1 protein-coding gene is annotated in these 15,691 nt (G+C 58.9%); it reads left to right on the top strand.

The features are described 5' to 3' along the window. Entirely contained in the window at positions 1-15,678 is a 15,678-nt protein-coding gene (locus KQH55_RS07135) for an SDR family NAD(P)-dependent oxidoreductase (RefSeq protein WP_235090491.1), read from the top strand. Positions 15,679-15,691 lie beyond the last annotated feature (13 nt).

The following is a 15,691-nucleotide window of genomic DNA, read 5'->3' as shown; positions in this document are numbered from 1 at the left end:
ATGCTAACAGACGTAAATCAGACTACAGCAACGCTAGCCGGTGAACTCGAAGCGCTGGCGTGCCGCCTACTGGCGACCCAGTTGCACAGGTTGGGGCTACATCGCAGCGAGGATTTGCAACGCCTTGCGCCGCGGCACGGTAACGCCACGCCAGATTACTTTGGCCTCTGGCTAGCCGAAAGCCTAAAGTATGTGGCGGGTGTTGACGTCGGCGACCCTGACTCGTTATGGCAGCAATGGCACGAGCGGCTAGCGAATTGGCGTCAGGATAGTGACTTGGCAGCCAGGGCGCAGTTGCTTGACGCTTGTCTGAAGGATCTGCCATCTGTATTGACTGGTGAGAAGTCGGCGACTAGCGTCCTTTTTCCTGATGGCTCGATGGCGCTGGTGGAAGGGGTATACAAACACAACAGGATCTCCGATTACTTCAATCGAGTCCTGATCGAAGCGGCGTTAGCCTATATCGAAAGTCGTCCTAAAGATGCTGAGCCGTTGCGGATCCTCGAGATTGGTGCAGGCACCGGCGGTACCACGGCAGGGTTGCTGGCTGCGCTGGCGCCATGGCGGGCGCATATCGACGAATATTGCTATACCGATCTGTCCCATGCGTTCCTACAGCATGGTGCTCATGAGTTTGGCCGGGATAACCCGTTTTTACAGACCCGGCTGTTCGACGTCTCCCGTTCTTGCTTGGAGCAGGGGATCGCTACAGATCATTATCATTTGGTGGTGGCGACCAATGTGCTGCATGCCACGCCGGAGATCCGCCAGACTTTGCGCAACGCCAAGGCTGCTTTGCGCAAAGGTGGATTGTTGTTGCTCAACGAAATTAGTGAAGCGTCGTTGTTTACCCACTTGAGCTTCGGCCTGCTAGAAGGTTGGTGGCTCTACCAGGATCGCGCATTGCGTATTCCTGGGTGCCCTGGATTGTCGCCGGCTGGTTGGCAGGCGGTGCTGGAGCAGGAGGGACTTAGCCCGGTTTTGTTTCCCGCCAAACAGGCCCACGGTCTAGGCCAGCAAATCATCGTTGCCCAGAGTGACGGTATTGTGCGCCAACCTATCGCAAAGACGGCGCGACCGAGCGCGCGGCCGTCCATCGCCAGCCAGTGTGATGACGATTCCGACCCGGCGCAGGATCGCATCGCATCGGGTAGTTGGCGGCGGCGGGTGAGCGACTACCTTCGGGAATTGGTGGCGTCAACGCTGAAGATTCCGGCAGACAAAATGAGTTTGTCTCGTCCGCTGGAGGACTACGGGCTAGACTCGATTCTGGTGGTTAGGCTGACCAATGCGTTTAATGAGCAATTCGAAGCGATAGACAGTGCGTTGTTCTTTGAAATGCCGACCTTGGCGGCGCTGACTGAGTACTTTATTCAGCATCGAGAAGACGAGTTGAAAGCCTTGTTGGGGCAGTCCAGCGTTGAACCGAACAAGGGAGCCGCAGCCGTTGTACAGCTCGTGCCGCAGACCCATGCCCAGGCGGCGTTGGAGACCAATGGCACGCCAGAGAGTGATCACGCCCCGGCGACGGTCGAATTGGCCGCGCAGGACGGCAAAAACAAGATCGCTATTATCGGTCTCGATGGTCGTTATCCCGGCGCAGAGTCGATGACTGCATTTTGGCGTAACCTGGCCGGTGGCCATTGCGCGATCGACGAAATTCCGGCTGATCGTTGGGACTGGCGCCGTTATTTTGATCCGGAGAAGGGAAAGGCCGACCACATCTACACTCGCTGGGGTGGCTTCCTGAAGGGCATTGATCAGTTTGACTCGGCGTTTTTCCGAATCTCCCGCCGCGAAGCTGAGCGGATGGATCCGCAAGAACGACTTTTCCTTGAAGTGGCCTACCACAGTATCGAAGACGCAGGCTACAACCCGGCAACGTTGTACCAACAGGGTGAGGTTGGGGTGTTTGTCGGGGTCATGAACGGCAGCTATAACCCGATGAGCAACTATTGGTCGATTGCCAATCGGGTGTCCTATCAACTGAATCTACAGGGACCGAGTTTTGTCGTCGATAGCGCCTGTTCGTCATCACTGACAGCGATTCATTTGGCGCTTGAAAGCCTGGCTAACGGCAGTTGTGAGATGGCGATTGCAGGCGGTGTCAACTTGATCGTCAATCCGCACCACTACGTCAATCTGTGCGAGATGATGATGTTATCGCCAGGCGAACGATGCAGTGCCTTTGGCGGTGACGCCGACGGCTTCGTGGATAGTGAAGGGGTGGGCGCGGTGGTGCTCAAGCCGCTAGACAAGGCGATTGCCGATGGCGACCCGATCTACGGGGTGATTCGTGGCAGCGCAATTAACGCCGGTGGCAAGACCAATGGCTATACCGTGCCAAGCGCCGGCGCCCAACAGCGTGTATTAGAAAAAGCGCTGTCGCGCTCAGCAATCGACGCCAGCCGAATTAGTTATATCGAGGCCCATGGCACCGGCACCGCACTGGGCGATCCGATTGAGATCAGCGGCTTGAGTCGAGCTTTTGACAACCGCAACGGCGTGGCTAGTCAGGGGTGTGCCATTGGTTCAGTCAAGAGCAATATCGGCCATTGTGAAAGCGCAGCGGGTATCGCCGGATTAAGCAAGGTGCTGCTGCAATTCAAGCATCGCCAACTGGTGCCGTCGTTGCACGCCGAGCAGCTCAACCCCAAAATCCATTTTGAAGGTACGCCATTTCGCGTGCAGCGACAGTTGACGCCGTGGACAGCCAACGGTGACACGCGGATCGCGGCGATTTCCTCTTTTGGGGCTGGCGGTGCTAACGCGTCACTGATTGTCGAGGAATATAGTGGTGCGGTAGACCAACGACCCGCCGCAGCCGGCCCCTGGTTGATCCTGTTATCGGCTCGCGATCAACAGCGCCTAGCTGAGTCGGTGTCCCGATTACAGGCTTACCTTGACAGTGAAGACGGTCACCAGGTTCAGATAGCCGATCTGGCCTATACACTACAAGTGGGGCGAGAAGCGATGAACGTGCGGCTAGCGCTCATCGTTGATGCCCTTCCAGATCTGCAACGCCGTCTGGGACGGTGGCTCACTGGCGAGCCTATCGACGATGTGTTCCACGGCCATGTCGATCCGTTTGACGAGGCGCTCGACGCGCAGGGGTCCGACGCTGAGTCGCAAAAGCAAATCGACCGTTGGTTGGAACAACGCGAGTTGGCCGAATTGGCGGCGTTGTGGGTGCGTGGCGGTGCAATTGACTGGAATCGGCTCTATGTTGATCGCGCTTGTCGGCCGCCGATGCGGGTGAACTTACCAGGTTATCCGTTCGCCAAAAACAGTTACTGGATGCCCGCTCTGGCGCACCCCGCCCCGTGTCACGGCGGGGGCGAGGTCCAGCGGGCAGATTCATTGCCGTTGCTCGATGGTGAAGTGCTTGCCGACAGCGATTTATCCGATTGCTGTTATTTGCCGCGCTGGCAGCCGCAAGCGGCGGCCGAGCGGGCCACGTTGGCAGGCCCTGGGGCGATTGTGCTCGTGGCGGTGGAGCCACGCGGCGCGGCAACCGGGCTGCTGTTGGAGACACTGGTTGATCATTATCGCGATAGCCGCACGGTGGTGCAGATCGACTGCGGTACGGGAGCGACTGCCGAGTTAGCGGTGGGACGTTGGCGTTGTGGCTACGAGGATCCGCAAGGTTTTGCGCAGATCCTCGCGGCGGTCGGCAAGGTGGCGCAGATTATCGTGATCGGCGCACAAGCGAAGAGCGACGTCACGCCGCTGATGCTAGCCGACAGTGTGCAACACAACGAATTGCCACTGCTCAGCTTGTTTAAGGCATTGCAGCACCATATAGCCGCCGACGCGTGGGTAGATTGTTTCTTGTTGTCGCTGGACCGTTACGCTTTTGCCGGTGAGCAACGAGGGGGCAATCCGCTGGGGGCGGGCATGGCCGGATTGGGTTATGCGATGGCCCAGAGTGATCACCGGGTGCAACTTCGCAACCTGGATATTCGCTCTGTGGAACTAGACACGCGAGACAGTCGGCAGCGGTTGCTGGCGCAAATCTTGGCTGAACCCGCTTCAGAGCGGGGAGAACTGATCAAGCTCAGCCGAGGCGAGCGTTTTGTTCAACAGTTGACGCCATTGGCTCTGCCAGTGAGCGGTGACAGCCGATCAGCGCTAAAGCGTCAAGGAGTCTATGTCATCCTGGGCGGCAGCGGTGTCATCGGTCAGGTGGTGAGTCGCCAGCTGATCGAGCATTATCAGGCGCGCGTGGTCTGGCTGGGGCGCAAGGCCGCTGACAGCCGCGAGGTACAGCAAAGTGTGACGGCGGCCCCTTTCCATGGTCGGGTTGACTATATCCAGGCCGACGCGACGGATCTGTCGCAGTTGCAGCAGGCCGTGGCGCAGATCAAACAACGCTATGGGCGGATCAATGGCGCCGTGTTCTCCGGCATGGTCTTTGACTTTGAAAACAGCATCCAACAGACGTCGGAAACGCAATTTAGGCAAATTCTCGAAATTAAGAGCCGCGGCAGCATCCATTTTTATCAGGCGTTTGCCGAGCAGCCACTCGATTTCCTCTGTTATTTCTCTTCCGGCCAGGGTTTTGCGTTCTCCGGTGCGGCTAAATTGTCAGCTTATGCGTGCGGCATCACCTTTGCCGATGCCTTTGCCGACGCGATTCGCCCAGCGGCGGCTTTCCCGGTCGGCGTGATCAACTGGGGGTTCTGGCGCGCGTCGCTGAAACCGCAGGCGATCAGCCAACACATGGATGCGCTTGGCGATGACGAAGGGTTTGCCTGCTTCAGCCGCTTTGTCGCTAACTTGGCCGGCGGCTCGCTGCCCCGGTTGTTGTGTATCAAGGCTTCGACGGCAGTGCGTCAGTTGATGGCTGTGCCGCAGGGGCGGCAGTACAAGCTGAACCCACTTGCCGTGCCAGCGCAACCCGCGCAGTGCGTCGAGCTGGAGCCCGCCGAGCTTGCCAGGCTGCAGCACATCTTTGATCCTCGGACGCTTGATCAGTCGATCGCTGTATTGCTGTTGATTCAATTGCAGACGCTCGGAATTTTCACCGCATCAGGCCAGCAAAGCGCTGAAGCGTGGCGACGGCAGGCAGGGATCAGCGACAGGTATCGTCGCTGGTGGCACGAATGCTTGGCGATCTTGGTAGAGCATGGCTATCTACAGCAGCAGGGCGAGACCTTCGGCCTGGCAGTACATATTGCCCAAGAGCGCCGCGCAGCGATCTGGGCGGCTTGGCGGGAGCAGCGTGATCGCTACCTGGAAGACCGTGATCGTCGCGCTCAGGTGGCTTTGATCGACGATTGCCTGCAACAGCTACCGCACATTCTGATTGGGCAGATTCAGCCCACGGATCTGCTATTCCCCGACGGTTCGATGGCCAAGGTCGAAGGAATCTACAAACAAAATACGCTGTCAGATTTTTTCAACGATCAACTAGCGGCGGCGGTGACTGATGATGTGCGCCGCCGGATCGAGGCGGATCCCCAGCGGCCGGTGCGTATCCTTGAAATCGGCGCTGGCACGGGGGGCTCCACTGCAAAGCTGCTGCCCGCGCTGCAGCCGTTGGCTGGGCACATCGGTGAGTATTGCTATACCGATATTTCCCGCGCGTTCTTGCAGCATGGCGAGCGCTGTTTCGCGGCTGACCATCCTTACTTCACGACCCGAATTCTGGATATCAGCCAAGCTGTTGACGATAGCAACCCTGCCTCTGTCGGTTACGATATCGTCATTGCCACTAATGTGCTGCATGCGACAGCCAATATGCGCCGCACGCTAGCCCACGCCAAGGCGATGCTACGCGGTGGTGGTCTGCTGGCGTTAAACGAGCTGAACCGCAAAACCACAGCAGCGACTGTGACCTTCGGCCTTCTCGACGGCTGGTGGCTGTACGAAGATGAACCACTGCGGATCCCCGGCTCGCCGTTATTGGCCGATGACAGCTGGACTGAGCTGCTGTGCAGCGAGGGCTTCACGCAGGTCAGTCTGCGGATCAACCACGGGGTCACGCTAGGCCAACAAATCATCACCGCCCATAGTGACGGATTAGTCCTGCAAGACATTGGACAACCCGCCCCAGCCACGTCGGCGCGCCAACCGGAAAACAACGACTCCATGTTAAACGAGCACCATGCAAGCCAGGCCGGACAATGCGAAGATATAGCCGGTAAACTGCAGCAATTGATCATCGATGCTTTGGCCAATACGCTTAAGGCTGACGCACAGAGCATCGCGCTACGCACGCCGTTTTCCGACTATGGCGTGGATTCGATCCTTGGGGTGGGCTTTGTCAAGCATTTGAGTCATCAACTGGGAATCAAGCTCAATAGTGCGGTCTTGTTTGAACAGTCCACGGTGGCTAAGCTGCGGGACTATTTGTTAAACACGTATGGCGAGCCAATCAAACGGACGCTGGCTGAACCGATTGAGGCTCATTCTGCCGTGGCCGTAGCCAACGGCACCTCGAAGATACAGCCGCCGGCAGTCGCTGCCGCGGCAGCGACGATGAGCCCAGTCATGGCCGTTGCGCTAGGCGGCGCGGATCGGCCAACGACTATCGACGCAGCCCCGAGCGTCCATTCGTCGGCGAGCACGGCCGCTAGTGGACGGATTGCGGTGATCGGCATGTCCGGACAGTTTCCTGGCGCGGATCATGTCGATGAGCTGTGGGATAACTTGCTGGCCGGGCACAATAGCGTGCAAGAGCTGCCGGCGCATTATCTTGATCCCCGTGCCTACAGTGCCGATAAGCAGCCAGGCAAGAGTTACTGCAAATGGGCAGGGATACTGAAAAACCGTGACTGCTTCGATCCCCTGTTTTTCAACCTCACGCCTCACGAAGCGGAGTCGATGACGCCGCACCAGCGGTTGGTGATGCAGGAAAGCTGGAAGGCGCTCGAAGACGCGGGTTATAACCCGATGACGCTGGCGGGTCGTGCAATTAGCGTCTACGTTGGCGCGGAGCCCGGCGGTTACCACCACGACTCCTTTACCGGTGGCTCCGAGGCGATTGTAGCTTCCCGACTGTCTTATTTCCTCGACCTGAAAGGGCCGGCGATGGTCGTCAACACCGGTTGCTCTTCGTCTGCCGTGGCGATCCACCAGGCTTGCGAAAGCTTGCGTCACGCAGAAAGCAATATGGCGCTAGCCGGCGGGGTGTACGCGCTGCTGGATCAGCGGGGATTGATTAGCCTGTCGGCGATTGACATGCTCAGTCCCAGCGGCCAATGTCACGCATTCGACGCGGCAGCCGACGGCACGGTGATCTCCGAGGGTGTCGGCATGGTGGTGTTAAAAAGGCTGGAGGATGCCGAGGCCGACGGCGATCCCATCTATGGTGTCATTGAAGCGTCGGCGGTGAACCAGGACGGGGCCAGCAACGGTATTACCGCGCCAAACGGTGACGCCCAGGAGCAGTTGATCCGCGACACCTATCGTAAGTTCGCGATCGACCCATCGCAGATCAGCTATGTTGAGGCCCATGGCACCGGCACCCGGCTCGGTGATCCGGTCGAAGCCAACGCATTGATCCGCGCGTTCCGTCAGTTCACCGCTGCCCAACAATATTGTGTGTTGGGCAGCGCCAAAGCTAACCTCGGCCACGCGGCTGCGGGTGCCGGGGTAATCGGCTTAATCAAGATTCTACTGTCGATGCGGCATCGCAAGCTGCCGGCGATGCCCGGCTTCGAACGGCTCAACCCGTTGATTGAACTGGAGGGCTCGCCGTTTTATATCAACCGCCAAGCGATCGACTGGCAGCCAATGGGCGGCGAACGGCTGCTGTCGGCGCTGAATGCTTTTGGCCATAGTGGCACCAACGCCCACCTGGTCATCGGTGACTACCCACCGAGGCAAGCCGTTGACCGGTGTCCGGCGCCACCGACAGTGAGCCGGATTTTTCCATTGTCAGCCAAAACCGCTGAAAGCTTGCAAGACAATGCCCGGGCGCTGGCGCGTTGGCTGGACAAAAGCGCATCGTCGCAGCAAGGGCTGTTGGTCAATATGGCCTTTACCTTACAGACTGCTAGAGAGCCTATGCGAGTGCGGGCGGCGGCGGTGGCCGACAATGTTCCGCAGCTGCAAGCCCAACTGGCACGGCTGGCCAACGGCGATTTGCTAGTAGCGTTGGCTGACGAAGCTGGGCAACTAGCCACCGAATGGGTCGGCGGAGCCGAGATCGACTGGGCAACGCGGTGGCCGGCCGGATCGGCAATGCGTCTGAACCTGCCGAGTTACCAGTTTGCTAAGGAGCGTTACTGGGTCGATCAAACTGCGCGGTCGGTCATCGCTGCGCAGAGCGTTATTGAAGCGCCGAATGCAATGAGTGAATCAACGGGTGAGGACCTGCCGCAGTCTGCTACGGGTTTGTTCGTTGCACGGCCTGTTTGGCAAGAGCCGGTCGGCGAAAACGTTGATGATGGGGCTGTCCAGGGCTTGCTGTTTTTGGTCGGGTTCAGCAGTGAACAGGTGGCGCAATGGCAATCCTTGTCTACCGCTGCAGCAAGTGCGCTCAGCTGTGAAGTCCTGGCTTCTACCAAGAGCACGCCGGCAGCGCGTTACCAGGAGCTGGCGATTGCGCTGTTACTGCGTCTACAAAAGCTGAGTGGCCGGGTGCACATTGAACTGGCTATTGCCGAGCACGCGCCGGACAGTTTGCTTTACGCGGGCCTCGATGGCTTACTGAAAACGGCTTGCTTGGAACAGCCCACACTCAGCGCGCGTTGCCTGTTGGTCGAGGTTGAAGCGGACAAGCCATTGCCAGCATCACAGATCAGTGAGCTCACGGCGATGCTCTCTGAAACGCACCGTAGCGGCAGTTCGGTACTGCAACGAAGCAGTGCTGACGGTGGCCGTCTGGAGCTGCAATGGCAGGAGCTAGCTGATGATGTTGCGGCGGGCCAACCGATAAACAGGCATGGCGCGACGGCAGGCTGGAAAGATCGGGGCGTCTACCTGATTACCGGCGGCGCGGGTGGTCTGGGGCTGATCTTCGCTAACGCGATCGCTTCGCAGTGCCGCGAGACGACTTTGATCTTGATCGGCCGCTCGACTCTCGACCACCAGCAGCAGGCGCGTCTGCAGCAAGTGCGCGACGCCGGTGCCCAAGTCAGCTACTATCGGGTCGATCTGACCGATGCCGAAGCGCTTGAGCAGTTGATCAATGAAATCTGTGCCAAACATGGCGGCTTGAACGGCGTGCTGCATAGCGCAGGTGTCAATAGGGATCGGCTACTCGCACGCAAGTCTCCCCAGGACATTGCCGAGGTGTTTGCCGCCAAGGTCATCGGCACCGAACTGCTGGATCGAGCTTGCCGTCGGCTTTACCTGGACTTTTTTGTCTTGTTTTCTTCGTGCTCGGCTGTGCTGGGCAGTGTGGGGCAGGCTGACTACGCCGCGGCCAATGCGTTCATGGACCACTTTGCCAGCTTGCGCAACAGATGGGTGGAGCAGGGGCAGCGATTTGGCCATACGATGTCAATCAATTACCCGCTGTGGCGGGATGGTGGCATGCAGATTAGCGCGGCCGATCGGGCAGACATTCGCCGCAAGACCGGGATGGCACCGATGCAGTCTGTCCATGGCGTCAACGCACTACAGCTGGGACTCAATGCCGCACTGGAACGGCTATTAATCATCGAAGGCGATCTGTCGCAGATCCGCGGTCATTTCACCGCTGCGTCAGGCGCTGAAGAGTTGGCCGCGGTGCTGGCTGCGGCTGGCAGCGGCGCGCAAGACTCGGTGACATTGGCCGATGCTACTGTGGATCGTGAGCGGCTGGCCGCCGCTACGCTTGAGCGACTTAAGGCCGTGTTTTGTGAAGTCACCAAGCTGCCGCCCGCGCGTGTCGAGTCTGATGCGCCGCTGGAACAGTACGGTATCGACTCGATTATGATCACCCGGCTCAACAAGGCGCTGGAAGATGCGTTCTCCCGGATGACGTCGCTGCAGCCGGCGGAACGTCAACTGTCGAAAACGCTGTTTTTTGAATACCACAGTCTGGACAAGTTGACCGGCTACCTGGTGGAGCGGCATCATCGCGCTTGCCTGTTGTGGAGCGGCTTGGTCGAAGAGCCAAGCGGCGGGCAAGTTCAGCGTCAAGCTTCGAGCCCATGCGAACCAGCGACCGCCAAGCCGGAAACAACGGTGGTGGAACGGAGGGTAACGACTGCGGAGCTGCGGGTGGCTGCTGCGGTTGAGCCCATCGCGGTGATCGGCATGAGTGGTCGCTATCCGCAAGCCGCTGACCTCGACGAGTATTGGCGCAACCTCAAGGAAGGACGCGACTGCATCAGCGAAATTCCAGCCAATCGTTGGTCGCTGCAAGATTTTTATGTTGACTCAGTGCAGCAAGCGCTGAAGCAAGGCCGTAGTTACAGTAAGTGGGGCGGCTTTGTTGATGGCTTTGCCGATTTTGATCCGCTGTTTTTCAATATCTCGCCTCGTGAAGCGGTCAACATGGACCCGCAAGAACGGTTGTTCTTGCAATCCTGCTGGCACGCGCTGGAAGACGCTGGCATCACCAAGGCGGATCTGGTCGAACATTACCAAGGCAATGTCGGTGTCTTCGCTGGGATCACCAAAACTGGATACGGCCTCTATGGGCCGGTGTTGCGCGAACAAGGTCATCTAATATTCCCGCGCACCTCGTTTAGCTCGACGGCCAACCGAGTCTCCTATATCCTGGGCTTAAACGGGCCGAGCGAACCGGTGGATACCATGTGTTCATCGTCTTTAACTGCGCTGCACCGCGCCTGCGAAAGCCTGCGTCGCGGTGAGTGTCGAATGGCGTTCGTCGGCGGCGTCAACCTTTATTTGCACCCGTCCAACTATGTCGAGTTATGTGCCGGCCAAATGCTGTCGAAAGACGGTCGCTGTCGCAGCTTTGGAGCAGACGGTAACGGTTTCGTACCCGGCGAGGGTGTCGGCGCTCTGTTGTTGAAGCCCCTGTCGCAGGCGTTAGCGGATAGAGACAACATCCATGCTGTCATCCGTGCCACGGCGGTCAACCATGGTGGTAAGACCAACGGTTACACCGTGCCCAATCCCCAAGCGCAAGCCAAAGTGATTCGCCTGGCGATCGAGCAAGCTGGGCTGCACGCAAGCCAGATTAGCTATATCGAGGCCCATGGCACTGGCACGGAGCTAGGCGACCCGATCGAGGTGAGCGGGCTGAGCCAAGCTTTTGCGATGGACGGCGTCGATCTGGGCCGTTGCGCGCTGGGCTCGGTGAAATCGAATATTGGTCATTTAGAAGGCGCGGCTGGCATCGCCGGCGTCAGCAAGGTGATTCTTCAGCTCAAGCACAAGCAGATTGCGCCGAGCCTGCATGCCGCCAAACTGAATCCCAACTTGACATTGGACGCCACGCCGTTTTATTTGCAACAGGCGTTGGGCGACTGGCAGCCCGCAGCGGAAGGACCGCGCATCGCCGGCGTCTCGTCCTTTGGCGCTGGCGGCGCGAATGCGCATGTGTTGCTGCAGGAGCACAACGAATACCGTGAGCTGCCAAACCATCGTGGCGCTGAGGTGATTCTATTGTCGGCCCGGGACAGCGAGCGTCTGCGCGACTATGCCAAGGCGCTGCTGGCTTATGTTGAAGCCCGGCCGTCTATGTCGGGTGCTGACTTGACCAACTTGGCCTATACGCTGCAAACCGGCCGGGAGAAGATGGCGACGCGGCTTGGCCTGGTGGCTGAGACGCCCGTCGCGCTAGCGATGAAGCTGCGGCAGTTTATCGACAGCGGCGGCCAGGCGGGTGACGGCATCTATGTGGGCGACGTTAAGCGCGAACGGATGGCTACTCAAGCCGATGAGGATTGGGCACCGGTTATCCGTCACTGGGCGGCTAGCGGTAAGTTCGATAAACTGCTGCAATTATGGGTGGACGGCGAGGCGATCGACTGGTCGCTGCTGCATGCTGAACGCCCGGGCCCGCAGCCATACCGGATTAGCTTGCCGGTCTACCCGTTTGCCCGCGAGACCTTCTGGTTGCCCAACAGTGAGTCTCCTGCCCGTGCGCGTTTCGCCAGTGACGAGCGCGAAGTGGCCGAGATAACCCAAGTCCCGGCCCAGACCGCAAACACGATGGAGACGGCGGCTGCGTCGGTGGCGTCAACCGTCTGTGATCGACTGAGCTATGTATCGCGCTGGCAGGCCGATGGGCGACACGATCAGCCACTGATCAGCGAGCACCGTTGCGTCTTGATTGTCGCCTGTGCGTCGGCCGCGGTCGCTGCCGAAGCGATCGCGAGCCAGTACCTCGCCAACGCGGATTTCGTTGACGGCGGCGGCAGGGTCATCCGAGTGGAGCCGGGACAGCTCACCCGTTTGGTGGCCACTGATCACTGGTTGTTGGATGTGGCGGATCCGCAAGCACTGGATTGTTGTCTCGGTGGCTATCCAGCGATCGATTGTTTTTATTTTATCGGTGGCTCAGGCGAGCCAACCGATTGGCAAACGCTGCTCGACAGCCCGCGCTATAACGAGGTCTTGTTGCTCCGGTTGATCAAGTGGCTCAAGCAGCATGGCGGTCGCCAAGCGATTGACAGCTATATCATTAGCCAGAACAACTTTGACGTTGCCGGTGAGCCCGTCAACGCCTTTGGCGGCGGTCTGACTGGCATGGCTTATGCCATTGCTCAGGGCGAGCATCGATTCCGGGTGCGTCATATCGATGTTGACCATCGTGAGCTGGCCGATAGCCGGTGTCTGTCGCAATGGGTGCGTCAGTTGCAAAGTGAGCGCGGGCTGGCGCGTGGTGACGCGTTGTGCCTGCGCGCAGGCCAGCGCTATCGCCGCCGCATCTTCAGCTTGGCCTGGCAGGCCCAGCAGCCAATGCGAGCCAACACAGAGTTTGTCACCCCGGCGCTCAAGCGCGGTGGCGTTTACGTGATCCTCGGCGGTAGCGGTACAGTGGGCGGGATCATCAGTCGCTACCTGCTTGCCGACTACCAAGCCAATGTCATTTGGCTGGGGCGCAGTGGGGCGGATGATCCCAAAGTGCGACGGCGACTGGATCGCTGCTTGAGCCGTGTCGGTCGTGCGGTCGATCCAGCGCAGTTGGCGTACCTCCAGGCTGACGCCAACGATCTGGCATCGTTGCAGCGCGCTGTAGCGCAGATCAAGCAGCGCCACAGCGTAATCAACGGAGCCATTTTCTCTGGTGTGGTCTTCAATCATGAAGATGCCCTTACCCGGATGCCAGAGGCGCAGTTCCACGAGATCTTGGACGTGAAAAGCCGTGGTGGCATTGAGTTCTATCGGGCGTTTGCCAATGAGCCATTAGATTTCATGTGCTACTTCTCGTCGGGGCAGAGCTTTGCCTTCTCCGGTGCAGCTAAATTGGGCGCTTATGCTGCCGGGATCACGTTCTGCGACAGCCTAGTACGCAGCCTGCGGCACCATGCTGCTTTTCCGGTAGGTGCAATCAACTGGGGATTTTGGCTTTCGTCGCTCACGGAGCAACAGGCGGTTGACCCGTCGGCGCAACCGATGAGCCGCCATGCCGGCGCATTGGAAGATCGCGACGGCTTTGAATGTTTCGCCCGCTTTGTTCAGGCACTGAGTCGGGGCCAGCTCGATCACGTTATCTGCATGGCGGCTTCCGCACCTGTGCAGCAATTAATGCAGTTGCAACCGGAGCCCATCGTGCTCGCAGACGGCGGTGATCACGGGCCGCTTGATGGCTTTGAGCGCTACCGCGTTGCCGCTGCACCGTTGCTAGCTGCCCATGACCCCATGCCTTTCGACGAGGCGATGGCCGGCATGACGTTCGTTCAGCTGTGCCGTATGGGACTGTTTGGACAGCCGGGATGCTTCGAAGATAGTGAAGTGATGCGCCGTCAGGCTGGCATTGGCGACAACTATAGTCGCTGGTGGTCAACCTGTATCGATCTGCTGCAACAGCATGGTCTGGTGTTGCGCCGTGGCGCGCAGATTTGCGCCAATGACAGCGCGTTTTCTCAGCAACAACAACTGGCTGAACGCTGGCGTCAACTCAGCGGCGAGTTGAGGGCTTCTGCTCAGCGCAAGGCGCAGGTTGAGCTGGTTGACGCCTGCTTGCAACAGCTTCCGGCGATACTCAGTGGCCGAGTCCAGGCAACCGATGTCATTTTCCCCAAGTCATCGATGGAGAAGGTCGAAGGGGTCTATCGCAACAATGCGTTGTCTGACTACTTCAATCAGGTGGTGGCTGGCGTGGTTCAACAGCACATCGAAGCGCTACTGGCCAAGGATCCCCAATGCCGAATTCGCATCCTTGAGATTGGCGCTGGCACCGGGGGCACCACGTCAATCGTGTTACCGGCGCTACAGCCCTGGCGCGAGCATATCGCCGAATACTGCTACACCGATATGTCCAAGGCATTTTTGATGTATGCCAAAAAAACGTATGGTCCGGCCCATCCTTTCCTCACTTACCAACTGTGGAATGTCGAGCAGTCGCCGGAAGGTCAGGGACTGACGCCAGGTCACTACGATATTGTGATCGCGGCCAACGTGTTGCATGCCACTGGCAGAATTCGCCGTACCCTAAGTCACGCCAACGCGGTATTGCGCCGCGGCGGGATCCTAGTGATGAACGAGATCAGCGACATATCGCTGTTCTCTCATCTCACTTTTGGTTTGCTCAAGGGCTGGTGGCTGTACGAAGACCCTGAGTTGAGAATTCCTGGCACGCCGGCGCTTTATCCAAAAAGCTGGGCCAGCGTGCTGGGCGAAACCGGGTTCTGCGACGTTGCTTTTCCGGCGCAGTGCGCCCATTGCCTCGGCCAGCAAATTATCGTCGCTCAAAGCGATGGTCACGCGTGTGCGGCCTCAGCGAATCGCCCAGCGCAGGAGCACAGCAGTCCTGAACTTCAGACTCGCTCCGGTCAGCAGCGCAGCGTCGGCGGGGCCGGAAACGGCAACAGCCGTGAGGCACTGACCGTAGTGGCGCTTAATGGCTTGGCCAAGACGCTGCAGCTAGAGCCAGAGCGGATCATGGCCGATCAACCGTTTGCCGATTATGGCATCGACTCCATTCTTGGCGTCAGCTTTGTCGGCGATTTAGGTGAAGCGCTAGGGATAGAGCTCAATACCGCATTGCTCTTCGATTACCCGACGCTGGACACTCTGGTTGACTACCTGCTTGGCCAATACCCAGCGGAAAGCGCCCGACTGGCCGGCGGGCAGCGTGGCGATGTTGAGTCTGCGAATGGCCTGGGGTCAGCGCACACGCTTGATCCGGTGGTGACTACTCAGGTAAATGGTGCCTCCCAAGAAGCCGTCGCCGCGCTGGTGGTACAAGGGCTGGCTAGTGCGTTGCAACTCGACGCGGCGCAGATCGATAGCGAGCAGCCGTTTTCTGATTACGGCCTTGACTCAATTCTCGGCGCGAGCTTGGTTGACCAGCTGAACGAAGCCCTTGGCGTCGAGCTGAGCGCGGCGATACTGTTCGACTATCCCACTGTGGCGACGTTATCCACGTACCTTGTTGAAAATCATCGCGCAGAGGTGGTCACTTGGCTAAACGGCATCAATCGAGCCGGCTCGGCAGCGAATGGTGCTCCCCAGCACCGTCAGTTTGAGCCACCGCATCCGTTCCCCAGTGAACTCGAAGAGCAATTTCTATCCGGTGAATTATCCATCGATTCTTTGCTTAGTTTAGTAAGTATTGGTACCGTAGAACGTGACGCTGTTGCAAACCGTTGTACAGCGTAGGGACTTGCCGGGA

Source organism: Mycetohabitans sp. B3 (genome assembly GCF_021498065.1).
Lineage (GTDB): Bacteria > Pseudomonadota > Gammaproteobacteria > Burkholderiales > Burkholderiaceae > Mycetohabitans.
This window is presented reverse-complemented; position numbering and strand designations above follow the sequence as displayed.